This window comes from Chromohalobacter moromii, assembly GCF_023091865.1.
GTDB lineage: Bacteria > Pseudomonadota > Gammaproteobacteria > Pseudomonadales > Halomonadaceae > Chromohalobacter > Chromohalobacter moromii.
This window is the reverse complement of record NZ_JAHXDI010000003.1, coordinates 157,541-182,554: the sequence shown is the minus strand read 5'-3', so window position 1 is coordinate 182,554 and position 25,014 is coordinate 157,541. Positions and strand designations below refer to the sequence as shown.

Sequence of the window (25,014 nt, the reverse complement as noted above, 5' to 3'; positions counted from 1 at the left end):
AAGGAGGATTATCCTGAGGTAGCGATATTATTTCACTGGCCATGGATCGATGCGATGAATGCGACGACTGCTCGCCGCCCTACCACCTTGTCCGCCGCCTGGAGCCTATGGACGCTGCTGCTCGGCGTGGGGCTTCTGATGATGGGCAATGGCCTGCAGGGCTCGCTGCTCGGGGTGCGGGCCTCGGCGGCGGATTTCGGCAACACGGTCACGGGGCTGGTGATGTCGTCCTACTTCGTGGGCTTTCTGGTCGGCTCGGTGCTGACACCCCGCAAGCTGCGCGAGGTCGGACACGTGCGGGTCTTCGCCGCGCTGGCGTCGATCACGTCGGTGGCGATCCTGATTCATGCCCTGTTCGTCGAGCCTCTGGTGTGGGCGGCCATGCGCTTCGTCACCGGCTTTACGTACGCTGGGCTCTACGTTGTCGCCGAAAGCTGGCTCAACGGTTATGCCTCCAACCGGCTGCGCGGGCGCCTGCTGGCGATCTACATGGTGATCAGCTATCTCGGTATGGGCGGTGGGCAACTGCTGCTGGGCAGTGCCGACCCCTCGGGCATGGCGTTGTTCCTGCTGGTGTCGATTCTGGTCTCGCTCGCCCTAGTGCCGATCTTGATCAGCTACACGCCGCAGCCCGAACTCAGTCAGCCCGAAACGATGAGCCTGCGCGCGTTGTACCGGCTCTCGCCGCTGGGCACGGTGGGTTGCTTCATGACCGGCATTACCAATGGCGCTGTCTTCGGCATGGGGGCGGTGTTCGCCACCAACAGCGGCTTGAGCGTCGCCCAGGTGTCGGTCTTCATGGGTGCGTTCATCTTCGGTGGCGCGATATTGCAGTGGCCGCTGGGCAAGTTATCCGACAAGGCCGACCGCCAGTGGGTGATCGTCGGCGTTGCCCTGGTCGCGGTGGTGCTGGCGCTGGTCGGCGCCCTCGTCAGCGGCTGGTCGCCGATGGCATTGACGCTGCTCGGCGCACTGCTGGGCGCGACGACACTCACGCTCTACTCGATCTTTCTGGCCTGCGCCAATGACTTCCTCACGGATCAGCAGACCGTGGCGGCCAGTGCCAGTCTCGTCCTGGCGTTGGGCATCGGCGCGATTCTGGGGCCGGCCAGCGCCGGGGTGCTGATGGAATGGCTGGGGCCGGATGGTTTCCTGTGGGACCTGGCCGTCATGCACATCGTCATGGTGCTGTTCGGGCTTTACTGCATTCGTCACTATCCCACCAGCGAATCGCCCGAGCAGGGCCACTACGTGATGGTGGCCTCGGACACCACGCCGCTGGGCACGGCCTGGACGGAAGAAGCCGCGCAGGAAGAAGGGCAACTGGAACTGGCGCTGGAAATGGAGGCGGAACCGGAAGCCGAGACCGATGATGAAACGTCAGCGGGCCGCTGAGTGCCGCGCTGACGAGATCAGCTCACTATAGGTGGCAGGGCAGGCCTCAAATACTAACCAGCGATTCCCACCAGCGGGTGAGGGAGCGCTGCCAGTCCGGCGCTTGCCGGTGTTCGTCACGCGTGTCGTTGAGGTAGACCGTGGCGGTGAGACCGGCCGAGAGTTGGACGTCCTCGGGAACCTCGTCGAGGGCGATGCGCACGGGGATGCGCTGCGAGAGCCGGACCCAGTCGAAGGAGGTGCTGACGTTCGCCAGGCCGTTGCCTTGGCTGTCGAGGCTCTTGTCGGAAATGCCGCGTGCGATGCTGTCGACATGGCCCCAGAGCGGCGTGTCGCTGGCGAGCAGTTGGATGCGCGCCGGGGCACCGATGCCGATGGCGTCGAGCTTGGTTTCCTCGAAGTAGCCGGTCACATGAAAGCTGCCGGCATCGACTAGGGTGACGGCGTCTTCGCCGGCCGAGACGTACTCGCCGGGGCGCAGCAGCAGGTTGGTGACATAACCGTCGACCGGGGCGCGCACGGTGGCGCGTTCGAGGTCGAGCTGGGCCTGTTCGACCGCGACCTCGGCCTGCTCGACCTGAGCCTGGGCGCCAGAGTAGGCGAAGCGTGCGTCGTCGCGATCTTCCTGCGAAGCGTAGTCGCCGAGCTTCTGACGCCGGGCGTTGGCGGCCTTGGCTTCCGCGCGTTGCTGCTCGAGGTTGTTGAGGTTGGCGCGGGCCTCGGACAGCGCCAACGCGTAGCGCTGCTTGTCGATGGTGAACAGCACGTCGCCGGCATGCACGAAGTCGTTGTCCCCGACCTGCAGGTTTTCGACCAGCCCTGAGACGTCGGTACCGAGATTGATAACATCGGCCCGGACGCGGCCGTCGCGCGTCCAGGGGTCGTGCATGTAGTGATTCCATATCTGCGCGATGGCGATCACGGCGAGCGCGAGTATCGCCAGGGTCAGCAGCGGGCGCACGTATCGGCGTGCGCGCGGGGAGAGCGTCATGGCGTCATCCTTCTTGTGAGTGGGCGATCGGCAAGGCACCGGCGAGGGCGAGTACCGACCACAGCAACAGGGCGTAGAGTGCGATGTCCACGAGCACCGGTTGCCAGAACCAGTGATAGACACCCAGGCGCGTGAACACGCGCCGCAGCAGTAGATAGAGGCCGAGCGTGACGACGACGGGAACGGCCAGTGGCGGTATCAGAAAACCGAGAAACGTCCATTCAGCGAACATGTGGCGTCTCCTGCCGGATGGGCGCCTCGTGGCGGTCGTGCGAGGCGGTTTGGGGCGCGTCGTCGGCTTGGGCCTCCAACGTGACGCCGGGCGCCTCACGCATGAGATGCCCCAGCATGGCGATTTCCCCCGCCGTGGCGACGGAGAGCTGGGGAGCGTGATAAAAGCGATCGACCCAGTCGCGGGCCTGATCGGAAAGCTCGTGCCAGACCTCGGGCGAGTGGTGTCGCCGCGCGACCAGGCGCTGGCCGATATCGTCCAGCCAGGCCTCGAGCTCCCGGCGATGCGGCGCGAGATCCTCGCGCAGCCGCCGGATGCGCCACACGCACAAGGCGAGGGCGTGCAGGTCGAGCGCCTCGCGCAGCGTGTCATCCGTACCGCCTAAAGCGACGATGCGCCCTAGCCGGTCGTAGAGACGGCTCTCCAGACGCGCCCGATTGGGTAACGCGGGCTCGCGCATCAAGCGCGCCACGCCTTGCCAATAGGCGCCGAGCAGGGTGCGGATACGCTCGGCGGGCGAGCGCTGGCGCATCAGTGCATAGGTGAACATCGCCGTGGTGGTGCCGATCACCGAGGCGAGACCGCCGTTGATGTAGGTCGTGGGCGAGAAGGTGTAGGTGCTGTGCAGGTTCAGCAGCGTCATCAGCGTGATGGCGCCGGAGAGCCCCATGGCCGCCCAGCGCGGATGAGGCGTGAGGAGCGTGCCGACCATGACGGGTATGCCGATGGCGATGGCCAGAAGCGGGAACCCGTTGATCACCGGCAGGACCAGAAACAGCAAGACCGCGCCCAGGGTGACGGCGGCGAGCGTGCCCCACAGAAACTGATAGACCACGGCGGCGGGATTGGGCGCCTTGGCGAACAGCATGGTGAACACCCCCAGCAGCATCATGGCGAGATAGCCGGAGTGCCAACCGCTGTGTATCCAGAACAGGCCCAGCAACTCGAAGGCGACGAAGACGCGCAGGGCGTTGAAGCGGGCGACGAAGTGCTCGTTGTGCGTGGTGCGGGTACGCTTTTCTCGCGGCAAGGTGTGCACCTTGGCCGAGGCCGGGTCGTTCAGTGCATGGCGCAGGCGCCGGCCGTGCTGGAGCAGGCCGAGCACCTCCCCGAGACGTTGGCGGACCAGCTCGGCGCGCACGCGGCTGCGGGGGCTCACGCGGTCCGGGTCCCACTCGAAATCCGGCAGCGTGAGTTTTTCCTGCGGCTCGCCGGCCGGCTGTTCGGCGATGATGGCGAGTAGCGGCGCGGCATGCGCGTTCAATTGCGCCAGCCAGTGCTCGCCGTCCTCACAGGCGCGCAGGTAGTCGAGGGCGGTTTCCAGCTCGCGGATGGCGGTGATCAGCGCCAGGCTGTCACTGGCGAAACGGTCCAGCGCGGGAATGAAACGACTCAAGCGCCGGGTTTCCAGGCGGGTGAGACCGCGTAGCTTCTCGAACTGCTGATAGTCGCCGAGCAATGTTTTGAGGCGTGCATCCTGCGTCGCGCGGGGGCGTGGGCTTTCCAGGGTGGCCAGGGTTTCCTCGGCGGCGCGTTTCAGGAATCCGGAGAGCGCCTCGGGGAGCGCCCGGCTCCCGAAACGCGGTGCGATGAGCAGGTGCATCAAGACGCCGCAGCCGATGCCCAGTGCGGTTTCCGTAAAGCGCCCCAGCGCGATGGTCCAGATGTCCTCGACTCCCGTGCCGAGGGCGGTCAACGACACCAGCGTGGCGGTATACCCGCTGAGCATCATCACGTAGCCCAGGTATTCGTCCTGCTCGAGCATCACCCAATACATGCAGAACGCCAGCCAGGCGCCGGAGAACAGCAGATATAACATCGGCTGCTGGCCGAAGAACGCGATCAGTACCAAGCCGGCGATGGCGCCGAACAGGGTGCCGAAGAAGCGTGCCACGCCACGCCCGATGATGATGCCGATGGGCGGCGTGCCGCCGGTGAACATTACCGGCTGCAGGGTGACGATCATCACCGCGAGGATGGCCCAGGCGGGCTGGTACAAGTCCAGCCGCAACGCCAGGAACAGTGCCAGCCAGACGGCCAGTACCGTGCGTAACGCCAATAGCCAATGATCGGTGGAAATGCGCAGCATAACGATATCCGGCCCCGGCCGAGCGGCCGAGGCGATCAGGGAAAAAGTCAGATAAATATTAGTCTGCGAATTATCTCAGTCCGTGCAACATTTGTCTAATGGGTCAGGCTCACGGTAGCCGGCGCCCCCTGGAAATTTCATCCAGCGCCCTCATCTTTCTTCCTAATCAGACACCGACTCATATTCCCGCGATCAGGAGGACGCCATGAGCTTCCAAGGCGAACAGTATCCCGGCGTGCAGACGCCGTCGGCCGAAACGCAGGGCTTTCGCTTCAATCACACCATGCTGCGGGTGAAGGACCCTGAGCGCTCGCTGGCCTTCTATTCGCGGGTCTTCGGCATGCGCGTGCTGCGCAAGCTCGACTTCCCGGAAATGCAGTTCACGCTCTACTTCCTCGCCAATCTCGGCGATGACGAGGACGTGCCGGAGGATCCGGCCGAGCGCAACGCCTATACCTTCGCGCAGAAGGGCATTCTCGAGCTGACCCACAATTGGGGCACCGAAGACCAGGAAGGTTTCGCCTACCACGACGGTAACGCCGAGCCCCAGGGTTTCGGGCATATCTGCTTCTCGGTGCCGGATCTTCCCGCTGCGGTGGCGTGGTTCGACGCCAACCAGGTCGAATTCAAGAAGCGCCCGGAAGACGGCAAGATGAAGGACGTTGCCTTCGTTAAAGACCCCGATGGCTATTGGATCGAGGTCGTTCAGCCTGAGCTTTCCAAAGGCTTGGGGCAGTAAGCCACGCGGTCGCATGAACCTGAAAACCCGATGCCAACGCATCGGGTTTTTTATATGCTAAGGAATGTGGATGGCGGAGATATTACGTTGAAAGTACGCAAGAGGCGCTTGATGCGGGAACCGTTTGCCTCGGGTAACGTCTGATGAAGGTGTTTGGCAAGGAACTCCCACCTTCTTGGTAGAGAAGCCCTATGATGGATCGACGGACCTTACTCAAGCGCTCGCTGGCCTTGGCGGCCTTTTATGGACTGCCCGCCGCGCCGCTGCTGGCGGCGACGCGCGACATGCCCGAGATCGCCGATGGCGAGCCCAGCGACTTCAGCTTCGAATGGTTGCAGCGCCTGGCCAAGGAAATGGCCAATTCCAGCTATCAAAACAACGTACGCGAGTTGCCCCCTACGCTCGCGAATATGACCCCGCAGGATTACAACGCCATCGGCTACGATGCCGGGCACTCGCTGTGGCATGACCTGGATGGCAAGCTCGACGTGCAGTTCTTCCACGTCGGCATGGGCTTCAATCAACCCGTGCGCATGTACGCCCTCGACCCGGACTCGCGCCAGGCCCGCGAGATCCACTTCGACCCGTCACTGTTCCGCTATGGCAAGGCAGACGTCGACGTCTCTCAGTTCGAGGACGAAGAGACGCTGGGTTTTGCCGGTTTCCGCGTCTTCAAAGCGCCTTCGCTCACCGAGCGCGATATCGTCTCTTTTCTCGGCGCCAGTTATTTCCGTGCCGTGGATGACACCTACCAATACGGTATTTCGGCACGCGGGCTGGCGGTCAACACGTTCGCTGAGTCGACGAAGGAAGAATTCCCCACCTACACACGCTTCTGGCTTGAGACGCCGGCCCCGGACAGCACCACCTTTACCGCCTATGCTCTGCTCGACTCGCCCAAGGTGGCCGGTGCCTATCGCTTCGTCATTCACTGTGAGGAAGAGCGCGTGGTCATGGAGATCGACAAACACCTCTATCCGCGTGAGGCTATCGAACAGCTGGGGATCGCCCCGATGACCAGCATGTTCAGCTGCGGCACCCACCAGCGGCGTATGTGCGACACCATTCATCCGCAGATTCACGATTCCGACCGTTTGACGATGTGGCGGGGTAACGGTGAATGGGTATGTCGACCGCTCAACAATCCGCCGGTCTTGCAGTACAACGCCTTCGCCGACGAGTCACCCAAGGGCTTCGGGTTGTTGCAGACCGAGCGCGATTTCGAGGCCTACGAAGACGTGATCGGCAATTACCACGAGCGTCCCAGCCTTTGGGTCGAGCCACGCAATGACTGGGGCAAGGGCGAAATCCAGTTGATGGAGATTCCCACCACCGGTGAAACCATGGATAACGTGGTGGCCTTCTGGAAGCCCCGCGAAGCCGTCGAGCCGGGGGATTCACTGAACTTCACGTACCGTCTTTATTGGAATGCGAGGCCGCCGGTGACCACGGATCTAGCGCGTATCCGCGAGACGCGCAGTGGCATGGGTGGCTTCACTGAAGGCTGGGCCCCGGGGGAACATTATCCCGAGGAGTGGGCGCGGCGCTTTTCGGTGGATTACATTGGCGGCGATATCCTGCGTATTGCCAAGAATGGGCCCCCGATCATGGCGCAGTTGAAAGTATCGCGCGGCAAGACGAGCGACATTCAGATTTTTCAGGTCGAAGAGTTCGAGGGTATCCGCGTGATTTTCGACTGGTATCCCACGGAGGATTCGGTCGATCCCATCGACATGAGAATGGTCCTTGAAGGCGACGGCGACACCCTGAGCGAAACTTGGCTCTATCAGTACTTCCCGCCACCCCCGGATCAGCGCGAGCACCCGCCGCATCCGCTCGATGACTGATCGTTCGAGGCCACCGAGAGGGGCGATCGTCTAGAAATCGCACTCACATAAAACAGTGTTATCATGCTGCGCGTTCCCAATAAAAACCTATTAGGTAAGGAGGGCTGGCATGAACGCATCACCCTCTCTGGTCTCTCGCGGTACGCGCGCCGTGCTGCTCGGCGCTTGTCTGGCCGCCGCTCCGCTTGGAATGGCGCAGGCCCAGGACGATACTACCGAGGTGCGCTTTTCGGTGCCGCCGTGGCCAGGTGTCACGGTGAAGACCGAACTCGCTGCGCAACTACTCGAGACGCTGGGCTACAAGCCACAGCAAGAACAACTCGGTACCACCATCACCTATCAAGCGCTCAACGAAAATGAGCTCGACGCCTTCCTGGCGGGCTGGTTGCCAGCGCAACAAGGCATGTACGACACCGCCATGGAAAAAGGCACTTTGGTTGATCTGGGCAATAACGTCGACGGCGCGCGCATCGGCTTCGCGGTGCCGCGTTATGTGGCCGAGGCCGGCGTGACCTCCGCCGAGGATCTCGACACGCCGGAAAACGCTGAGCGTTTCGGCCGCACGGTGTATTCCATCGAGACCGGCACGGGTATGAGCGAACAGCTCAACGCCGGCGTCGACAGCGATACTTACGGCCTGGGCGACTGGGAACTTTCCGAGACCTCCACGCCGGGCATGCTGGGCGCCGCCGATAGCGCTATCAACAACCAGGAATGGATCGTCTTCGCCGGTTGGACGCCGCATTGGATGAACATCAAGTATGATCTCGCCTACCTTGATGACCCCAAAGATCTATGGGGTGAAGACGGCGGCCGCAGCGATGTGCGCACCTTGGTCACGAAGGAATTCTCCGAGGCGCACCCCAACGCCACCAAGTTGCTCGATCAGTTGGACTTCACCGCCGACGATCAGAGCGACATGATCCGCCGCTACGATCAGGACGAAATGCCCAAGGACGAAGCCGCCATCGCCTGGATGCGCGACAACGCCGATAAGGTGGAAGGCTTCCTGGATGGCGTCACCACCCGCGACGGCGAGCCTGCCTGGCCGGTGGTGAAAGAAGCGTTCGATCTTTAATCACGCATGACAAAATGCGACACGCAAAAGGGCGGTGCCAAGGCACCGCCCTTTGTCGTTTTCCGGAGGGGCTCAGTCGTCGAGGGCTTGCGTCAACTTATCGACGTTGTGTTGGAACATGCCGAGGTAAGTGCTGGCCTCGCCGTCGCTGGCCAGGGCGCCGGCGTAGAGCGTGCCGCCGATGGCGACGCCGGTTTCGTCCGCGAGTTGCTCGAGAAGTGCCGGATTGGTCATGTTTTCCAGAAATAGCGCTTTGACGTCGCGTTTCTGAATCTGCTGGATCAGCTTGGCCATGTCGGCGGCGCTGGGCTCTGCGGCGGTAGAGAGTCCTACCGGCGAGAGCACGTCCAGCCCATAGGCGTTGGCGAAATAGCCGAAGGCATCGTGGTTGGTGATAAGCACGCGATTGGCCTCGGGAATCGCGTCGATCCGCCGATGGACCTCGGCATCCAGCGTCTCCATGGCCTCGACGTATTGCGCGGCATTACGGCGATAGTCAGCAGCGTGTTCGGGGTCTGCAGCGACGAGTGCGTCGCGGATGTTGGCCACGTACTGCTTGCCGTTTTGCAGATCCTGCCAGGCGTGCGGGTCTTCCGGACCGTGGTCGTGGCCCGCATGCTCACTGTGGTCATGGTCATGATCGTTATCTGCGGCGTGGTCATGGTCGTGACCTTCATGATCGGAAGAGTGCTCTTCACGCTCTTCATCGAAGCTCAGGGCGTCGATGCCCCGGCTGGCGATGACAACCGGTCCCTCGTAACCGCTGGCTTCCACCAGGCGATCCAGCCAGCCTTCGAAATGCAGGCCGTTGACGAGGAACAGGTCCGCCTCACCGACGGCGCGTGCGTCGGTGGGGCTGGGGGAGAAGACGTGGGCGTCGCCATCCGGGCCGACCAGCGTGGTGACATCGACATGCTCGCCGCCGACGTTTTCGACCATGTCGCCGAGAATACTGAAGCTGGCGACGACGTTCAGCGGCGCCTCGGCACGCGCCGCGCTGGAAAGCGTCAGAGCGGCGGCGCCGAGCAGTAACATCAAAGACTTGGACATGCAGATTCCCTCTTGTCGATAAATAAGCCGGTCGGGCGTAAGGCGCTCAGGATGGCGTGCAAGTGTTCTCGTCTGTTTCCAATGGCGTGGCGCGACGGCGTACACGTTCCAGCAGGCTGCCGTGGCGACCGCACAGCGCCGAGGCGAGATAGGCAATGCCGGCGACCAGGATGATGCACGGGCCGGAGGGCAGGCCCAGGTGGTACGAGACCAGCAAGCCGCCGGTGCTTGAGACCATGGCGATGAGGATCGCCAGTCCGATCAAGCCCTCGAGCCGTTGCGACCAGAAGCGTGCCGTGGTGGCGGGCAGCATCATCAGTCCCACCGCCATTAGCGTACCCAGCGTCTGAAACCCAGCCGTCAGGTTGAGCACCATCAGTCCCAGGAAGACGCCGTGTACCAGGCCGCCACGAATGCCCTGGCCGCGCAGGAAGAGCGGATCGAGGCATTCGACCACCAGCACACGAAAGATCAGTGCCATGACCAGCAGGGTGGCGCTGGCCACCGAGGCGATCAGCCATAATGCGGTGTCATCGATGGCAAGGATCGAGCCGAACAGCACGTGGGTGAGATCGACGCTACTACCGCGCAGCGAGACCAGCATCACCCCCAGCGCCAGCGAAATCAGGTAGAAACTGGCCATCGCTGAGTCTTCGCGGTGGCCGGTCATGCGCGACACGCTGCCCGCCAGACCGGCCACCAGCAAGCCCGCGACCAGGCCGCCGAGGCTCATCGCCGGCAGCGAGAAGCCCGCCAGCACGAAGCCCAATGCCACGCCTGGTAGTACCGCGTGGGCCATGGCGTCGCCCACCAAGCTCATGCCGCGCAGCATCAGGAACACGCCCAGCGGGGGGGCGGCCAACGACAGCGCCAAACCGCCGACCAGGGCGCGGCGCATGAAAGCGTAGTCGGTCAGCGGGGCGACGAGCCACGCATCCAGCGTGGTCAATAGGTCGAGCATGGCGGGACATCCGGCAAATTCAGAGAAATAAAGGGCGCATGGGCATGGCGACGCGCCGGTGCATGATGGCGTTCGAGCAGCGTCTCGGGTTCGACCCACTGGCCGTGTCCACCAGCCAGCAACAAGACGCAATTGGCCAACTGCGCCAACTGTTCCATGTCATGCAAAACCACGATCACCGTGGCGCCAGCACTGGCCATCTCGCGTAGGGTGTCGCAGAGGATTTCCACGGTATGCGTATCGACGTTGGCGAACGGCTCGTCGAGGAGCAGCAATTCCGCCTCCTGCATCAAGGTGCGGCCAAGCAAGGCGCGCTGGCGTTGGCCACCGGAAAGCTCGCCCAAGGGGCGATGCGCCAGGCCGCTCAAGCCCAGGCGCTGCATGATAGTGTGCATGCGCCGGTAATCCTGCGGTCCGTAGCGCTTGAAGGTGCCATGAGTGGGCCAGCAGCCACTGAGCATCAACTCTTCGACACTCATCGGAAAGGTCAAATCCAGCGCCAGTTGCTGCGGTAACCACGCGCGGCGTTCCTTGGGTACGCCACAACTGACCTTCCCGCTGAGTGGCGGTAGCAATCCCATGATGGCTTGAATCAAGGTGCTCTTGCCGGCGCCATTGGCCCCCACCAGCGCGGTGATCGCGCCGTCCTCGAACGTCCCGCTGATGTTCTCCAGCACCGTCCGTCCGCCCTGGGCGAGGGTCAGCGTTTCGAGGCTCAAGCGACTCATGCAAAGGCTCCCATGGCCCACGCCACGGCCAACCACAACAACCCTAGTGGCAAAAGCGCTAATAGAACGCGGCGTCCCGCGCCCATCGACATCAGTGAAAAATGACAAGGCCCATCCGGGCGGTGACGGTGTGGCATGACGACTCCTTTGAATGTCGGAGAGGTTATAATATAACAAAAGTTTTGCCAAGTACTGTGCTCATGCTCCTTCCCCGAGCTGCTGGGTCAGCACGCACAAGGCTTGACTGAGGCATAAAGAATTGTTTTCTTTATACGCCTGTTCAATAAACGGCACTTTTCCGTATTGCTTCTAAGCTAGTAGAAGCGGCGTGCCGAGTCGTGCGTCTGCTGCCGTGAACGCAAACCTTGCCTGAACCAGATCAGGAATTCCTATGACGACACAATCCAATAACGAGGCGCCGTCACGCGATCGCCTCAATGGGCCGGTGTTCTACAGCTCGGTGGTTGGCATCGTCGCCTTCTCGCTGTGGGCGATGATAGCCACCGACCAAGCCAACACCATTATCAATGCCATTCTCGGCTGGATCTCCAATACCTTCGGTTGGTACTACTTCCTGACCGTCGTAATCTACCTGGTCTTTGTGATCTACCTAGGGCTTTCGCGCTACGGCAGCATCCGACTAGGGCCCGAGCATTCGCGTCCCGACTTCAATATCTTCTCGTGGTCGGCGATGCTGTTCTCGGCGGGGATCGGCATCGGGGTTATCTTCTTCGCGCTGGCCGAGCCGCTGACGCAGTTCTACAACGCGCCCAACGCGCCCGAGGATCAGGTCGCCGCGGCGCGTCACGCTATGGAGCTGACCTTCCTGCATTGGGGGCTTTCCGGCTGGGGCATCTACACCCTGGTGGGCATGGCGCTGGCCTTCTTCAGCTACCGGCATAACCTACCGCTGACCATCCGTAGCGCGCTCTACCCGATCTTCGGCGACAGGATCTACGGCATGATCGGCCATGTGGTCGATACCGCCGCCGTGCTGGGTACGGTCTTCGGCATCGCTGCAAGCCTGGGGATCGGGGTCATCCAGCTCAACTTCGGCCTGGATTACATGTTCGGCATTCCCAAGGGCACCTGGACGCAAGTGGTGCTAGTGCTGGGCATCGTGCTGTTCGCAACCATTTCCGCCGTGACTGGGGTGGAGCGCGGCATCCGCCGTCTTTCCGAGTTCAATATCCTGCTCGCGGTATTGTTGCTGCTGTTCGTGCTGTTTGCCGGCAAGACGATCTTCCTGCTCAACGCGTTGGTGATGAACGTCGGCGATTATCTGTCCAACTTCATCAGCCTGTCGTTCAACACCTATGCCTTCGACCGGCCGACCGGCTGGCTGAATGGCTGGACACTGTTCTTCTGGGCCTGGTGGATCGCATGGGGGCCGTTCGTCGGGCTGTTCCTGGCGCGCATCTCGCGGGGCCGGACGATCCGTACCTTCGTGCTCGGCACCATGACGCTACCGATCATCTTCATGTTCCTGTGGATGTCGTTGCTGGGTAACAGTGCCATCGACATGGCGATGAACGGGGCCAGCGAATTCGGCGAGCAGGTGATGAACAACCCGCCGGCGGGGATCTATCTATTCCTCGAATCGTATCCGATGCCGATCCTGACCACCGCGGCGGTGAGTATCCTGGCGATCGTGTTCTTCATTACCTCTGGGGATTCCGGGGCGTTGGTACTCTCGAACTTCACCTCGAAGCTCAAGAACGTCAACAGCGATGCCCCGATCTGGATGCGTATCCTATGGTCGGCGGTGATCGGCGTCCTGACGTTGTCACTCATCCTGGCCGGTGGCTTGTCCACATTACAGAGTGCGGTGGTGATTACCGGTCTGCCGTTCTCGATCGTGTTGTTCTTCATGATGGCCGGCCTGCTCAAGGCACTGAAACTCGAGGCCTTCAAGGAAGACAGCCGGCGCCTGAGCCTGGCCGGCCAGCTTTCCGGGCGTACCGGTGGCGGTGGTGAGCGCGATTCGCGGAACTGGCAGCAGCGCCTCCGGCGCGCCATGAGCTTCCCCGGGAAGAAGCAGGCGCGGCGCTTCATGGATGAAACCTGCAAGCCCGCCATGGAAGCCGTACGCGACTCGATGCAAGAGCAGGGCGTGTCTGCCGAGATTCACCAAGGCGTTCAGAACGGCGACGACTACATGTCGCTCAACGTCGACTTCGAGGATGAGCAGAACTTCACCTATCAGATCTGGAGTCAGGGCTTCTCGACGCCTGGGTTCGCGATGCATGCGCCGCATGCCGACTCGCGCTACTACCGGCTGGAGGTTTACCTGCTCGAGGGCAGCCAGGGTTACGACCTGATGGGCTACACACGCGATCAGGTGATCAGCGACATCCTCGACCAGTACGAGCTGCACATGCAGTTCCTGCACCTCAACCGGATAGAACCGGGCAACATCAACATGCCCGACAGCCCGGAACAGCCGCCTTCATAAGGCGTGCTCGGTCGGCCACCACCGTTAGGCGGCCGGTCTTCTTAAAAAGCTTGAGCCCCCGGTCGCGATGCGGCCGGGGGTTTTTGCGTGGGGGCCGTTCTCTACAGATGCGGAGATATCAGCCTGGGCTCAATAAAGCCACTGGCGCAGGGCTTCGCGATTGCCGAGTTCGATTTGCTGGGCACGCGGATCGCCTTCCACGTGTCGATGGTTGATGCCGTATTCGCGCAACACGTATTGGGCGAGCGCGCATCGGCAGGTGATCGCCAGCATGTGTTCCTCCATGGCGTAATCCTGCGCGATGAGCTCACGTTCCGCTTGGCTGAGGCGTGGGTCAGGGATGATCTCCAGTGTCAGGCGATTCTCCCAGTCCGCATCGTTCGCTTGGGCCGCGGCGGGCAAGGCACCGCCAATGGCCTCGGGGACGCCGCGAAAGCGCGATAATACGAAGTCGCGAAACGCTGCATTTTTCTCGCAATACGCGCGGACATGCCAGCGGCCCGCGGCATAGACCAGCGTATGCGGGGCGATGATTCTGTCCTCGCCACTTGGCGAGGAAAAGCTCGCGTACACCACCTCCAGCCGCTGCCGTTCACGTGCCGCCGAGACCACGGCCCGCACGACCTCGGGCGAGACATCCCGAATCGGCATCGGCACCGATTCCGTATTGGCCGCGCCCAGACCAAGCCCCACGAACTGTGGATTCAACGCATCGTGCGTGCCGAGCAGGTGCAGATACTCATCCACATGGCCGCGAATGAAGTGCGGGGTGAACTGCGGTGTCGGCACCCAAGCCTTGCGGGAGGTGTCATAGATGAGGTTATCCACCGCGACATCCTCGCGATAAGCGCGTAGCACCTGCTGCGCCCGGTCCTTGCCCAGGTGGAATGCCTCGCGCAGCGCCGAGGCCGTGACGCGCCCTTCCCAGTACGCCAATAGTTCGATGACGTGATACCGCGCCTGAGTGTCCCAGGCGAGCGCAGCCTATCTCGTCAAGATCAGCCACGCTCTCAGCGACGGTACCTACGAAACAACACCGTATGAATAAAGGAGGGGTTCGGTTAGTTTGCCGATTTTATTGCATGAACAAGTTCCTGAATACGTTCACGAAGATCAAGGATATCAAGGCTAATACCATAATCTACAGCTGCCTTGGCTACTTTTACCTTATCTACATTTTTAACCATGCCCCCCTTATTATCATGAAACGGCAGTACATGTTGGTACTCACCAACCCTGTGCCTCTTGTTAAATTTTGGATATGAAGAAGAGAGCGCTCCAGTCATAACCTCTTTGTCAATATAGTTCTCTATTTCTCTACCCTGAGTAACCCAAGACATACCCGCGGCATCACTTAGCTCATCAATAATCCGCTCTTTGGTACTGTTTATTCCATCAGAGGCTTTGCCTTTGTCACTGTCCATCACAATGCAAACATGACGATTAATCTTAATAAGCTCAATAAAAGCTTTCTCTCTACTAACAGGTTCTAGCTCATCGCTTGCTGTTAGGTGGCTTAAAAGCCTACCCCCGTAAAACATTACGGAGTAATGAACCCCTTCTACTAAAGATTCATCTAAAAGCCTGATCCATTCATTGATATAGACTCTATCAGAGGGCCCTTCTACCCAGACTATAAAATTAGATTGTAACAAGTCAGACGGTCTGTAGCCTAGGTCAAAGATTAAGCTAGAGCGATCCCCTTCCGAGAATACGTTTGTTATTCTGGTGTTACCATCTTCACCTAATTGTGCTCTAAAGACAACTGCATCCCTATTATCAATAAGGCTGGGTGAGTGAGTGGCGATAAAATATTGATTTTCGGTCTCTTCCTTGATATATCTGATTAGTCGCTTCTGCAGAACAGGGTGAAGGTGAATTTCAGGCTCTTCGATACAGACTATTTGGTTTTCTATCATTGTGCAAAAAGAAGCCAGCATCACAACTTCATGAATACCAGTTCCTAGCGACTCAAGAGGAAGAACCTTGCCATTCATATGTACCAAAACACAGTTTCTATCATAAGGAATCTCAATCTCTGCTTCATTGCAAGACGTGACTGATGAAAGAAATTTGTTTATTTTGTAAAACTTTTCCTTTTGCTCCCTTTGTTGAGCGCCAGGGTTCTGAAGCTTGGCTAGTTTGTCAATCAAACCCTTTCCGTTCCACAAGTCATCGCTATACTCTGATGCTGTGATTTCTCGTATGGCAGGTATGAAGTATATTTTCTTGTGCTCTGGGATTATTCTTTCTTTAGTCCAGCCAATCAACTCAGGAATGTGGTGTTCTTTTAATCCTCCGCCCTGCCTTCTCATCAAAGAGGACCAAAGGCTATACCATGTATTTGATTCGACACACGTAGACAGCCTTTCTATGTCCACATCGTTATAAAAAAGCATGCTATTCTTGCCATGATCATATTTTAACCAAACCATACCTGACAAGCATATCTCGTCTATTATTGCATCAATCGCCTCGCTATAGGGCGGCTTTAAAAATCTACCACCTTTCTCTTTTAGTTCATTATTAATTGCATCATTTATTTTTTTAGCGCTGAAGCCAAGGCCTCTGCAGACTTGGAACTTACTTGCTCCGAGATTTATGTCGATATCTTTTATAGCAGGCTTTCCCTCATTCCTCAGATGACCAGCCATGCACCCAAGCATTCCTTCAGCTTGAGTGGCAATAAAACTCAAGACACAAGATTTGCCAGCATTATTCTCGCCTACAATAAAATTAAGTTTGCCAAAAGGTCCTATGAGCTGCGCTTGGTCACCTACCCCTTTGTAATTAGAAATCAAAATTCCTTCTAAATGCTCCATCATGATCTCCAGTACCCAATGATTAAAAAGCCATATTACATAACGTCGGGTGTAATGCCCCCTGGTTTCTGCACACCCTACGCTGTTATGTAATGATCCCCTAGGTGTGTGGTCCCGAAGAGTAATGGTCTACCTTACGAACCATTATCGGAGGATGATCCATGGCTCAGATTCTTCACAAACGCGCCACGACCACGCACCTAGTGTGGTCATCGCAGGTCGGTTCAGGTAGATGCAGTTGCGGGAGCGCTTACCGATGTTCTAAGTCATTATCTTTGAATAGCAAAACAGCTGCGCAATGCAGCCGTTTTGATGGGGTTGTACGGACTTGCGGCTGTATTTAACGAACCGACCTTAGCCCAGTATATGAGCTTTTGTTTCTCTCCTCTTCATTAAGGTCTGGCACCAGCCCCTCAATTAGAGCTTCCACTTCATAAAGTGGCAAAGAGAGATCGTTAGCAATCTCTTTCTTTGTGACTCGTTCGGACCACAACTGAGAAAGAACTTTAGGCCATATTGCAGAACGTTCCCGCTCCACGCCAACTGGCTCTCCCTTTCTAAAGCCTCGCTTAGAAAGCTCTATGATGATAGACTTATACTGCCATTCAGTAACCAGCTTTAGCACATGAAGGCGATAAGCCATAGCCATAGCTGAAACACGCCATCTTGCTTTTAAATTTATGACAGCTTCAGTATTAACGAACCTAGGCGAACGGGATATAACGTCATCTTTTGGCATTAGAAAAGAGGATGCAAAAGCGTTTGCCTCCCTTTCTGCCTCTCGAGAACTTTTGGCCTCACCATTACAGTGCATCACCAAGTGTCCTAACTCATGTGCAGTATCAAAAATGCTGCGCTCTGCACTTTTGAAATTATTTAGATAAACATGCGGAACCCCACCCATCCAAAACGAATAAGCGTCTACTGAAGCAGTATTTTCGGACATCGCCAAAAAACGCACCCCTTTTGTTTCCATGAGGTGCATAAGGTTCGTTATTGGTTGAACACCAATATTCCAATACTGCCTCAAAGCGTTTGCTGCGTGCTCTGGGCTAACCTCGTGGCTGAGATCAATCAAATCCGGCTTAGGTAGATTAAACCGATCGTCAATCCATGACAGTAAAGAAAGACCTAGACTACCAGCAACTAACGCAGAGTGCTTTTCCTTTGCAGTCATTGTAGAGAGACTACGAAAGCTCACTGCATCTGTGTCCAAGTCTTCCAAGTCCTCGCCATAGAGAAACTGCTTCGGATACCCTAGGGCTTTTGAGAGCTTCTCGACCGTACTGTCATCAGGCGGATTCAAAGCCTTTTCTATGCGTGACAAGGTAACTGGTGAAATTCCAGCTAACTCAGCAAGGCTTTTAGCAGTCAACCCCTTGCGCTTACGAGCCATGATAAGGCGCTTATGGTTGAACATAAAGTCCTCTTGCTTCACCTTCGAGTAACCATAGGATCAAAAGAACTCAAATCATCATCGTCGTCTAGCGGGGTTGGATCAAGGTTGAAATCAGATCCATCAGAAATGCTCAGACGCTCAAGATAATCAGCGAAATTTCCAGCTTGTATAATAGGTTTTGAGACCTCTGCACAGCCATCCTTATCGACCATTAAGAAGTAGGTGGCCACTTTGTCCTCAAAGTCTTCAGGGATTTTAAACTCTTCTCCAAAGTCGATAGAAAAATTACTTTGACATGCTCGCTCGGTGCCTGGCCCCCTTGGTGATCTAGCTCTTGGACCAACATCTGGAAGGACCGAGCCTTTCACATTTGAGAAGCCCAACCGAACTTCAAGCGCATCATTACGGATAAAGTCCATCCCGTTGTGTTCTTCTAATCGCCATTCACTTCCAAGCTGGATGAACTCAAATCGAAGGGCAGCGATCCCCTCCATATATGACTTCATACCTGGTGAAAAAGAAGGGTGATATGCAGTCGCCTCTGCTGCAGCCCCCAACGCAATATCCCGTACACGTAGCAAGCCCTCACGGGTAAGGTTCATCTCAGCTAGACGTCGATCCACGCTTGAGGGCTCAGTGATCAATTCGCTGCTACTTAGCTGCATCGCACATGCCTCATGTTAATTTTACGAGACATACTGTAGACTATAAAAAATTAACATGCAATGCGGAGGTCTAATTTGTCACCGCTGCGCAGGATTACATCCGTCGCTTATGTATCACACCAAGCGCGCCGCTTTCGATGAGCCGGATCTGCTCACAGCAGTCCGCATGATCCTCGATGCCGCGCATCCCATGACAGATTCTGGGCTGTGTAGTCGATTCCCTGGTGGACGGCGCCATCCATGCCCGCGATCACGTGCCACTGGGTAGCACAGGCGCAGAATGTTTCGAACGCCTCGCGGTGCTCCGCCCATAGTTCGGTATCGTTGGCATGGGCGTAACGCTCCTTGATTGTGATACCGATCAGTGCGGCTTTTTCTTTGAGACTCCACCGGTATCCGCCGCAGACTCACACGGGTCGTGCGGATAGAAACAGGTGGTCGAACAACGCTGCCAGCTCGCTGTTGACGTCGCGGCCCGCACGGGTCGCGCGGATACGGGCGGCGCAAGTCGAGTCAAGTGTTATGCACGTCGCCACGACATCAGTGAAGAAGCAGCGCGCCAGTGCCTCTTGGTATCTGCTGAACGCAAGATTTCGCTGCCGTTCGTGCAGGTGAACAGCCGTTCTAGTGGTCAACGCTTTGCGCTGTTTATCGAACACGGGGGCCCCTGGACGAGCCTACAGTTGGACGATTCAACCATTATGGGTTGAGCCGTGAAGCGATCGTGCCGTGGTTTTGACCCTTTTTTGGCGCCCTTTTAATAACTTTTAAATCAATAGCTTAGCGCTATAGTCTGAGAAAAGGTGTGACGCTTTATTTACGCGGACGTTCTTTAATAATCAGATGCTTGGCTATGATAAGCTCTAGTTCGTTGCAGCCTAGGCAGCTCAGAAGTTCAAGCAGATTTGGACTGCCCGACGCTTTCCTGTTCGTTGCCGACCAGGCAGCTCAGAAAATGGAACCTCCAGCATTGGGGTGGCGACTACAGTTAGCTGCCGCCCAGGCAGCTCAGAAACAGCTCGCCAGCCAGTAACATGCCGCCTAAGTGTCAGCGCTACCCCGCGATCTTGAGTCTTATATCGGCCCGAGCGGTCGCGTGTTCGAAGTGTTGAACCGCAGGCGCAAGCTCAGCCTGCGCCTGATTTCGGTGGCTTCACGATGGGTTCAAGATGCCTTACGAGAGCCTGATGAACGAGACGGCCGCCTGAAGTATCACTCTGCTTCTGCCAGCACGTCCTTCAACTGATCGGGGAAGTTGGTGAAGAGGCCGTCGACGCCCCAGCCGAGCAGTCGGCGCATCCGGTCTTTGTCGTTGATGGTGTAGACGTGCACCAGCAGGTCGTTGGCGTGGGCCTGTTCGATGAAGCGGGCGTCGATGACCGGTTCACCTTCGTACAGGTAGTTGGGACCGACGCCGTCGGCGTAGTTGGCGATCGCCTGGAAGTCGGCATCGGTGATGTTGGCTGGGCTGGGGGTGACGCCGGTCCATTCCTCGAGGGTTTTGCCGTCTTCGCCGGGGGAATACCAGAGCAGTTGGATCAGCGGGATGTCGGGGTTGAGGTCGTGAATTTCCTGCAGGCTTGTTTGGCTGAAGGATTGGATGACCACGGAACCCGACTGCACCAGGCCTTCAGCCTCGAGCTTGCTGACCAGGGCGTCTTGCAGCTCGGGATAGTCCTGAGGTGACTTGGTCTCGATGTAGTAGCGCACGTCTTGGCCGTAGCGGTCGATGACGTCATCCAGGGTGAGCAGCTTGGCGCCGGCGTAGGCGTCGTCGGCATATTCCGGATGAGCTTGGTTGAACCAGCTGCCGGCGTCGAGTGCCTTGAGTTCGTCGAGGCTGTGTTCTTTCACCGGCCCTTGGCCATCGGTGGTGCGTTCCAGGGTGGTGTCGTGAATGGCCACCAGGTGCCCATCGGCACTCATGTGCACATCCAGCTCGAGGTAGTCGGTGCCCATGGCGAGCGCTTTGTCGTAGGCGTACCAGGTATGTTCAGGGGCGTAGCCGCTGGCACCGCGGTGGGCGATGACCTGGACGTTGTTGTGCAGGGCCTGGCGTTGCTGTTCGAGCGCATCGGCTTGGGCGGTCATGGAGGCCAAGAGCGTGGTACTGCCGAGCAGAGCCAGCATGGACACAAGCGCGGGGCGAAGCGTCGACATGGCTTCAGTCCTCTTCATCCTCGATCGTGGGTTCCAGAGCGCGTTTGTCGTCGGGGAGGCGGACGTAGTCGCCGACGCTTAAATCGCCGTGGCTCTGATGGCGTTTGCCTTGGGTGTCGATGAGGGCGGCAACCTTGCCGATGCTGAGGGCGTCGTCTTCACGGTAGGCTTCGACTTCGACGCGTACCACCATGCCTTGGTAGCGGGCGGAGAGCATCATGCCGGGGTGAGGTTGAACTTCGTGCTGTTTGTCGCTGGCGTAGTGGCGGGTCACGCTGGCGTTGCCGGGGGCGTCCCAGTCGATGTGCTTATGCATTGGCGGGCTCCTGTCGCATCCGTGTGTTTTTACAGGGTAGCCCGCCGTGCGGGGTATCGCCTAGCCGGACGGCTCAGAACCGGTAGCTGAGGCCACCCATGACCACGATGGGGTCGATGTCCACGTCGGCGTGATAGTCGTTGCCGCCGAGCGTGGCGGTGGCGTCGCTGTCGATATCCAGATACCAGGCGGCGGCGTTGAGTGCCCAGTGGTCGTCGATCAGCAGGTCGATTCCGACTTGCGCGGCGCCGCCCCAGCTATCGTCGAGTTCGAGCTCGCCGCCGTCGAGTTTTTCGTCGGAGAAGTGGGTGTAGTTGATCCCGGCGCCGAGGTAGGGCTGCACGCGGGCGTCGGTGCCGCCGAGCGGATAGTACTGCAGCGTCAATGTCGGCGGCAGGTGGTGGATGCTGGCCATGTCGTTGCCATTGAGTTGGACCTGATGCTCGAAGCGTTGCGCGGCGAGCAGTTCTACGCCGAGTTTGTCCTGGAAACGATAGCCCAGGGTGAAGGCGAAACCGCTATCGTCGTCGGCGTCGATTTTCATGTTCAGTGGTGCGCCGAAGTCGCCGTTGTCGCTTTGCGGGGCGACCTTGGCGACACCGAAGCGGGTGTAGAAGTCGCCCTGGCCGTAGGCGAGCGCCGAGGTGGCGGGCACGAGCGCGGCGGTGAGGGCGAGTGAGGAAACGAGCAGGGCACGGCGCATGGGACGACTCCTGAGTTTGTGACGAGCTGGTTTGAGACGAGTTGGCTTGAGGTGAAGCGAGAAGCGGCAGGCGCTTCGTATGCATCAAGTCTAAACCTAATACCCACATAAAAAATGTGGTTATATGTCGCAGCCCAGAAGTGACCGGCCGGAAACGACGAAGCCCACCGAAAGGTGGGCTTCGTGTTCCTACCGAGTGCGGGGCGCCGTTACTTCTTCTTGGCGCGCTTACGCTCGTTCTCGGTGAGGTGCTTCTTGCGCAGACGAATATGCTCGGGGGTGATCTCCACCAGTTCGTCGTCATCGAGGAACTCGATGGCTTGCTCGAGGCTGAAGCGGACCGGCGGCGTCAGCACCAGCGCTTCGTCGGTGCCGGCGGAGCGCATGTTGTCGAGCTTCTTGGCCTTGGTGGGATTGACCGCCATATCGTCGGCACGGTTATTGATGCCGATCAGCATGCCTTCGTAGACCTCGGTGCCATGCTCGACGAGCAATTTGCCGCGATCCTGCAGGGCGAACAGCGCGTAGGCCAGTGCCTTGCCGGGAGCCATGGAGACCAGCACGCCGTTGCGACGCTCGACGGAGGCGTCGGGCTTGAGCGGGCCGTAATGGTCGAAACGGCTGGTGAGGATGCCGGTACCGGAGGTCAGCGTCAGGAACTGGCCACGGAAGCCGATCAACCCGCGCGCGGGGATGATGAAGTCCAGGCGCACACGGCCCTTGCCGTCCGGGTTCATGTTGGTCATCTCGCCCTTGCGGTAGCCGAGCTCTTCCATCACCGCGCCTTGGTGCTGCTCTTCGCAGTCGATGATGACTTCTTCGTACGGCTCCTGCTGGACGCCATCGTTCTCACGGATGATGACCTCGGGGCGGCCCACGGCGAGCTCGTAACCTTCACGACGCATGCTTTCGATGAGTACCGAAAGGTGCAATTCGCCGCGTCCGGAGACCTTGAACTTCTCGGGCGTTTCGCCTTCCTCGACACGTAGCGCGACGTTGTGGATCAGCTCCTGCTCGAGACGGTCACGAATGTTACGGCTGGTGACGAACTTGCCTTCTTTACCGGCGAACGGCGAGTCGTTGACCTGGAAGGTCATCGAGACGGTGGGTTCGTCGACGGTCAGCACGGGCAGCGCTTCGACGGCGGCCGGGTCGCACAGCGTATCGGAGATCGCCAAATCGCTGATGCCGGTGATACAGACGATGTCGCCGGCTTCGGCCTGTTCGGTTTGAACGCGCTCGAGGCCGAGGTGCGTCATGACCTGGCCGACCTTGCCCTTGCGTACGTTGCCTTCCTTGGAGATCACGCTGATCTGCTGCCCCGGACTCACGTTGCCGCGCTTGATGCGACCCAGCCCGATGACGCCGACGTAGCTGTTGTAGTCGAGCGCGGAGATCTGCATCTGGAACGGCCCGTCGCGTTCGACCGTGGGCGGCTCGACGATATCGACGATGGACTGGAACATCGGCGTCATGTCGTCTTCGAGCGCGTCCGGGTCCATGCCGGCGACGCCGTTGAGCGCCGAGCAATAGATGATCGGGAAGTCGAGCTGTTCGTCGCTGGCGCCGAGGTTGTCGAACAGATCGAAGATCTGGTCGATGACCCAGTCAGGACGCGCGCCGGGGCGGTCGATCTTGTTGACCACGACGATGGGCTTCAAGCCACGATCGAAGGCTTTCTGGGTGACGAAGCGCGTCTGCGGCATGGGGCCGTCGACGGCGTCGACCATCAGCAGTACGGAATCGACCATCGACATGACGCGCTCGACCTCACCACCGAAGTCGGCGTGTCCGGGCGTGTCGACGATGTTGATGTGGTAATCGTGCCACTGGATCGCGGTATTCTTGGACAGAATGGTGATACCGCGTTCTTTCTCCTGGTCGTTGGAGTCCATGATGCGCTCTTGCCCTTCGGCCTTGCGGTCGAGGGTGCCGGACTGACTCAGGAGCTGATCGACCAGGGTGGTCTTGCCATGGTCGACGTGGGCGATAATGGCGATGTTGCGAAGGTTCTCGATCACGTAGGGATCCTGCTTGAAAATTGGGCCGTATTATAGGGTCAGGGTGCCGACGACTGCCAGTTTGATGACCGTTGCCAACAGGCGCGGCACGACAAAAATCGCGTTGGCGCGGCGATAACCGTGGCGCTATCAGGGACTTGGGGCGTTTTGGCGGCAGGACGAAAATACGCAAAAAAATGGCGGCGCACTCGTCAATCGCCATTTATCGCGTCGAGGTAGACGCCTGGCGTGGGGTGGAGCGCACCGATCTAGAAGGGCTATTCACTCATTAAAGGTGCCCGAGGAGCCAATCATAGAGACGTCCTGCGCTGCTGGCAACGGGTTGCGTGATCGGGAAGCGTGGCAAGGCCAGCGGGTCGTCGCGGTGCGAGAGCCAACCGGCATGGCTATGAAGGGCTTCCTGAACGCCGCAGCGCTGAGCCAGTTGACGTACACGGAGCGAGGCTTCCGGCTGTGGGTAGGCGAAATAAGACAATGGATCGCGGCATAGCACACCGAGCTGACGACGCGATTGGCGAATTTGCCATTGGATCTGACGGTCGTCGAGGGTTTCTAACGGTGTGGCGGCGACGCCGCGCGCGCCGAAGCGCACCAAACCGTCGCTTTCCAAGCGGCGCACGCTGAACGGGTCGAGCGTTTGCGGGGCGATGTCGCGCTCGGCGCCCAGCGTCGAACCGAGCCGAGCCAGCGTCCATGGGGTGGCCTGTTGCGCGAGTCGCTCCAGATAGTCGTGCAGGGCGCTGCTGTAGGCGGTGCTCGGGTGGTCGGGTCGTGGCGGTGGGAGTGGGAGCCCGGCATCGCCGAGACATTCGCGAACGCGTATGGGCTGGATGCCGTCCCAGAGGATGTCGCCGAGGGTCATCCGCCAATCGCCTTGCGTACGCCCTGTATCGCCCGTGGTGAGAAACACGCTGGCCGGCAATGCCAGGCGCTCGAGCTGCCGCAGCGCTACCTCGGCGGTGTCGCGCCAGCCGCCGTCGAAGGTCAGCGCGATGCGTGGCACCGGGTCGCGATGCAAACGGCGAGCGCTGGCCAGAGAGACGATCTGAGCGTGATCGGTGAGATGATCGAGCAGCCGCCGGAAGCTGTCCGGGCCGAGGCAGTAGGGCGCCCGGTGCGGTAGGCGTGCGGCGGCTTCGTCGGGCAATACGCGCTGTATGACCAGGATCGCGCTGCGTCCGCGAAGCGGCTCGCTCAGGTTGCGTCGCCAGTGTCCGCGTAGGCGCTGCACGACGTCATGGGCAAGGCTGAGATGGCTCATGGCGTGTCCCTCCGCACTGCTGTCGTTGCTCGGCGTGCGAGCGTTGTTGCCGTGGTGACATCCTGTCGCTGACGGCAAGGGTCTCCTCTGGGGGGTGATGTT

At 59.2% G+C, this 25,014-nt stretch carries 23 protein-coding genes and 1 pseudogene; 6 read left to right on the top strand and 18 right to left on the bottom strand.

What is annotated here, in order from left to right:
- Positions 1-54: 54 nt before the first annotated feature.
- Positions 55-1,395, top strand: coding sequence for an MFS transporter (locus tag KZO83_RS10830; RefSeq protein WP_247620823.1), 1,341 nt, complete (start codon positions 55-57; stop codon positions 1,393-1,395).
- 46 nt (positions 1,396-1,441) lie between these two features.
- On the opposite strand, the gene KZO83_RS10825 is transcribed toward KZO83_RS10830, so the two are convergent.
- Genes KZO83_RS10825 through KZO83_RS10815 form a run of 3 tightly spaced genes read right to left on the bottom strand, consistent with a single transcriptional unit; the run spans position 1,442 to position 4,707 of the window.
- Positions 1,442-2,386 carry an efflux RND transporter periplasmic adaptor subunit gene (locus KZO83_RS10825; protein WP_247620822.1) on the bottom strand — a complete coding sequence of 315 codons (945 nt, stop codon included), beginning with the start codon at positions 2,384-2,386 and terminating at the stop codon, positions 1,442-1,444.
- 4 nt (positions 2,387-2,390) lie between these two features.
- The gene (locus KZO83_RS10820) at positions 2,391-2,618 is read right to left on the bottom strand and encodes a DUF1656 domain-containing protein (protein WP_247620821.1); all 228 of its coding nucleotides are present in this window, start codon (positions 2,616-2,618) and stop codon (positions 2,391-2,393) included.
- On the bottom strand, positions 2,608-4,707 hold the full coding sequence (locus KZO83_RS10815) for an FUSC family protein (protein ID WP_247620820.1): 2,100 nt from the start codon (positions 4,705-4,707) through the stop codon (positions 2,608-2,610). Before KZO83_RS10815 ends, KZO83_RS10820 begins: the two co-directional genes overlap by 11 nt.
- Before the next feature lie 205 nt (positions 4,708-4,912).
- Between KZO83_RS10815 and gloA the strand changes: the two genes are divergently transcribed.
- The 3 genes from gloA to KZO83_RS10800 all read left to right on the top strand — a co-directional run bounded on the left by gloA (position 4,913) and on the right by KZO83_RS10800 (position 8,371).
- Positions 4,913-5,446, top strand: coding sequence for a lactoylglutathione lyase (gene gloA, locus KZO83_RS10810; RefSeq protein WP_075370306.1), 534 nt, complete (start codon positions 4,913-4,915; stop codon positions 5,444-5,446).
- A gap of 191 nt (positions 5,447-5,637) precedes the next feature.
- A complete protein-coding gene (locus KZO83_RS10805) occupies positions 5,638-7,293 on the top strand; it encodes an OpgD/OpgG family glucan biosynthesis protein (protein WP_272493597.1) in 1,656 nt (551 codons plus the stop codon).
- Between the two features lie 109 nt (positions 7,294-7,402).
- On the top strand, positions 7,403-8,371 hold the full coding sequence (locus KZO83_RS10800) for an ABC transporter substrate-binding protein (RefSeq protein ID WP_075370307.1): 969 nt from the start codon (positions 7,403-7,405) through the stop codon (positions 8,369-8,371).
- Positions 8,372-8,443: 72 nt separating this feature from the next.
- Here the strand turns inward: KZO83_RS10800 and KZO83_RS10795 are convergent, their stop codons facing one another.
- Genes KZO83_RS10795 through KZO83_RS10780 form a run of 4 tightly spaced genes read right to left on the bottom strand, consistent with a single transcriptional unit; the run spans position 8,444 to position 11,247 of the window.
- Entirely contained in the window at positions 8,444-9,421 is a 978-nt protein-coding gene (locus KZO83_RS10795) for a metal ABC transporter substrate-binding protein (protein WP_075370308.1), read from the bottom strand.
- A gap of 46 nt (positions 9,422-9,467) precedes the next feature.
- Complete coding sequence (locus KZO83_RS10790) at positions 9,468-10,382, bottom strand: metal ABC transporter permease (protein WP_075370309.1); 915 nt, start codon at positions 10,380-10,382, stop codon at positions 9,468-9,470.
- Positions 10,367-11,110 carry a metal ABC transporter ATP-binding protein gene (locus tag KZO83_RS10785; RefSeq protein WP_247620819.1) on the bottom strand — a complete coding sequence of 248 codons (744 nt, stop codon included), beginning with the start codon at positions 11,108-11,110 and terminating at the stop codon, positions 10,367-10,369. The genes KZO83_RS10790 and KZO83_RS10785 overlap by 16 nt, the downstream gene beginning before the upstream one ends.
- Entirely contained in the window at positions 11,107-11,247 is a 141-nt protein-coding gene (locus KZO83_RS10780) for a hypothetical protein (RefSeq protein WP_246894977.1), read from the bottom strand. Before KZO83_RS10780 ends, KZO83_RS10785 begins: the two co-directional genes overlap by 4 nt.
- A 254-nt stretch (positions 11,248-11,501) precedes the next feature.
- Here KZO83_RS10780 and KZO83_RS10775 point away from each other — a divergent pair, with 254 nt between their 5' ends.
- A complete protein-coding gene (locus KZO83_RS10775) occupies positions 11,502-13,565 on the top strand; it encodes a choline transporter (RefSeq protein ID WP_247620818.1) in 2,064 nt (687 codons plus the stop codon).
- A 129-nt stretch (positions 13,566-13,694) separates the two neighbouring features.
- On the opposite strand, the gene KZO83_RS16515 is transcribed toward KZO83_RS10775, so the two are convergent.
- From KZO83_RS16515 to KZO83_RS16480, 6 genes and pseudogenes are all read right to left on the bottom strand, one after another.
- Positions 13,695-14,216 carry a WYL domain-containing protein gene (locus tag KZO83_RS16515; RefSeq protein WP_472924482.1) on the bottom strand — a complete coding sequence of 174 codons (522 nt, stop codon included), beginning with the start codon at positions 14,214-14,216 and terminating at the stop codon, positions 13,695-13,697.
- Positions 14,217-14,300: 84 nt separating this feature from the next.
- Positions 14,301-14,522, bottom strand: a pseudogene (locus KZO83_RS16510) (BrxR family helix-turn-helix transcriptional regulator); the annotation flags it as partial.
- A 104-nt stretch (positions 14,523-14,626) separates the two neighbouring features.
- On the bottom strand, positions 14,627-16,387 hold the full coding sequence (locus tag KZO83_RS10765; RefSeq protein ID WP_247620816.1) for an ATP-dependent nuclease: 1,761 nt from the start codon (positions 16,385-16,387) through the stop codon (positions 14,627-14,629).
- 340 nt (positions 16,388-16,727) lie between these two features.
- Positions 16,728-17,807, bottom strand: a complete 1,080-nt coding sequence (locus tag KZO83_RS10760) for a helix-turn-helix domain-containing protein (RefSeq protein ID WP_247620815.1) — start codon at positions 17,805-17,807, stop codon at positions 16,728-16,730.
- 14 nt (positions 17,808-17,821) lie between these two features.
- On the bottom strand, positions 17,822-18,451 hold the full coding sequence (locus KZO83_RS10755) for a hypothetical protein (protein WP_247620814.1): 630 nt from the start codon (positions 18,449-18,451) through the stop codon (positions 17,822-17,824).
- Between the two features lie 152 nt (positions 18,452-18,603).
- Positions 18,604-18,801 (bottom strand): DUF1799 domain-containing protein, encoded by a 198-nt coding sequence (locus KZO83_RS16480; protein WP_418904310.1) that lies wholly within the window; start codon positions 18,799-18,801, stop codon positions 18,604-18,606.
- Between the two features lie 84 nt (positions 18,802-18,885).
- Here KZO83_RS16480 and KZO83_RS16435 point away from each other — a divergent pair, with 84 nt between their 5' ends.
- On the top strand, positions 18,886-19,161 hold the full coding sequence (locus KZO83_RS16435; RefSeq protein ID WP_247620813.1) for a type I-F CRISPR-associated endoribonuclease Cas6/Csy4: 276 nt from the start codon (positions 18,886-18,888) through the stop codon (positions 19,159-19,161).
- Between the two features lie 502 nt (positions 19,162-19,663).
- Here the strand turns inward: KZO83_RS16435 and KZO83_RS10745 are convergent.
- From KZO83_RS10745 to KZO83_RS10725, 5 genes are all read right to left on the bottom strand, one after another.
- A complete protein-coding gene (locus KZO83_RS10745; RefSeq protein ID WP_247620812.1) occupies positions 19,664-20,611 on the bottom strand; it encodes a glycerophosphodiester phosphodiesterase in 948 nt (315 codons plus the stop codon).
- Positions 20,612-20,615: 4 nt separating this feature from the next.
- Entirely contained in the window at positions 20,616-20,927 is a 312-nt protein-coding gene (locus KZO83_RS10740) for a hypothetical protein (protein ID WP_040240762.1), read from the bottom strand.
- A 73-nt stretch (positions 20,928-21,000) separates the two neighbouring features.
- Positions 21,001-21,630, bottom strand: a complete 630-nt coding sequence (locus KZO83_RS10735; RefSeq protein ID WP_247620811.1) for an OmpW/AlkL family protein — start codon at positions 21,628-21,630, stop codon at positions 21,001-21,003.
- A gap of 209 nt (positions 21,631-21,839) precedes the next feature.
- Positions 21,840-23,651, bottom strand: a complete 1,812-nt coding sequence (gene typA, locus KZO83_RS10730) for a translational GTPase TypA (protein ID WP_040240771.1) — start codon at positions 23,649-23,651, stop codon at positions 21,840-21,842.
- A 268-nt stretch (positions 23,652-23,919) separates the two neighbouring features.
- Positions 23,920-24,912 carry a polysaccharide deacetylase family protein gene (locus KZO83_RS10725; protein WP_247620810.1) on the bottom strand — a complete coding sequence of 331 codons (993 nt, stop codon included), beginning with the start codon at positions 24,910-24,912 and terminating at the stop codon, positions 23,920-23,922.
- Positions 24,913-25,014: the final 102 nt, after the last annotated feature.

What these genes read in the sequence shown, in the direction of transcription:
- KZO83_RS10830 (WP_247620823.1), top strand. Translation starts at nt 55, where the DNA reads ATGAATGCGACGACTGCTCGCCGCCCTACCACCTTGTCCGCCGCCTGG.
- KZO83_RS10825 (WP_247620822.1), bottom strand. Translation starts at nt 2,386, where the DNA reads ATGACGCTCTCCCCGCGCGCACGCCGATACGTGCGCCCGCTGCTGACC.
- KZO83_RS10820 (WP_247620821.1), bottom strand. Translation starts at nt 2,618, where the DNA reads ATGTTCGCTGAATGGACGTTTCTCGGTTTTCTGATACCGCCACTGGCC.
- KZO83_RS10815 (WP_247620820.1), bottom strand. Translation starts at nt 4,707, where the DNA reads ATGCTGCGCATTTCCACCGATCATTGGCTATTGGCGTTACGCACGGTA.
- gloA (WP_075370306.1), top strand. Translation starts at nt 4,913, where the DNA reads ATGAGCTTCCAAGGCGAACAGTATCCCGGCGTGCAGACGCCGTCGGCC.
- KZO83_RS10805 (WP_272493597.1), top strand. Translation starts at nt 5,638, where the DNA reads ATGATGGATCGACGGACCTTACTCAAGCGCTCGCTGGCCTTGGCGGCC.
- KZO83_RS10800 (WP_075370307.1), top strand. Translation starts at nt 7,403, where the DNA reads ATGAACGCATCACCCTCTCTGGTCTCTCGCGGTACGCGCGCCGTGCTG.
- KZO83_RS10795 (WP_075370308.1), bottom strand. Translation starts at nt 9,421, where the DNA reads ATGTCCAAGTCTTTGATGTTACTGCTCGGCGCCGCCGCTCTGACGCTT.
- KZO83_RS10790 (WP_075370309.1), bottom strand. Translation starts at nt 10,382, where the DNA reads ATGCTCGACCTATTGACCACGCTGGATGCGTGGCTCGTCGCCCCGCTG.
- KZO83_RS10785 (WP_247620819.1), bottom strand. Translation starts at nt 11,110, where the DNA reads ATGAGTCGCTTGAGCCTCGAAACGCTGACCCTCGCCCAGGGCGGACGG.
- KZO83_RS10780 (WP_246894977.1), bottom strand. Translation starts at nt 11,247, where the DNA reads ATGCCACACCGTCACCGCCCGGATGGGCCTTGTCATTTTTCACTGATG.
- KZO83_RS10775 (WP_247620818.1), top strand. Translation starts at nt 11,502, where the DNA reads ATGACGACACAATCCAATAACGAGGCGCCGTCACGCGATCGCCTCAAT.
- KZO83_RS16515 (WP_472924482.1), bottom strand. Translation starts at nt 14,216, where the DNA reads ATGCCGATTCGGGATGTCTCGCCCGAGGTCGTGCGGGCCGTGGTCTCG.
- KZO83_RS10765 (WP_247620816.1), bottom strand. Translation starts at nt 16,387, where the DNA reads ATGGAGCATTTAGAAGGAATTTTGATTTCTAATTACAAAGGGGTAGGT.
- KZO83_RS10760 (WP_247620815.1), bottom strand. Translation starts at nt 17,807, where the DNA reads ATGTTCAACCATAAGCGCCTTATCATGGCTCGTAAGCGCAAGGGGTTG.
- KZO83_RS10755 (WP_247620814.1), bottom strand. Translation starts at nt 18,451, where the DNA reads ATGCAGCTAAGTAGCAGCGAATTGATCACTGAGCCCTCAAGCGTGGAT.
- KZO83_RS10745 (WP_247620812.1), bottom strand. Translation starts at nt 20,611, where the DNA reads ATGTCGACGCTTCGCCCCGCGCTTGTGTCCATGCTGGCTCTGCTCGGC.
- KZO83_RS10740 (WP_040240762.1), bottom strand. Translation starts at nt 20,927, where the DNA reads ATGCATAAGCACATCGACTGGGACGCCCCCGGCAACGCCAGCGTGACC.
- KZO83_RS10735 (WP_247620811.1), bottom strand. Translation starts at nt 21,630, where the DNA reads ATGCGCCGTGCCCTGCTCGTTTCCTCACTCGCCCTCACCGCCGCGCTC.
- KZO83_RS10725 (WP_247620810.1), bottom strand. Translation starts at nt 24,912, where the DNA reads ATGAGCCATCTCAGCCTTGCCCATGACGTCGTGCAGCGCCTACGCGGA.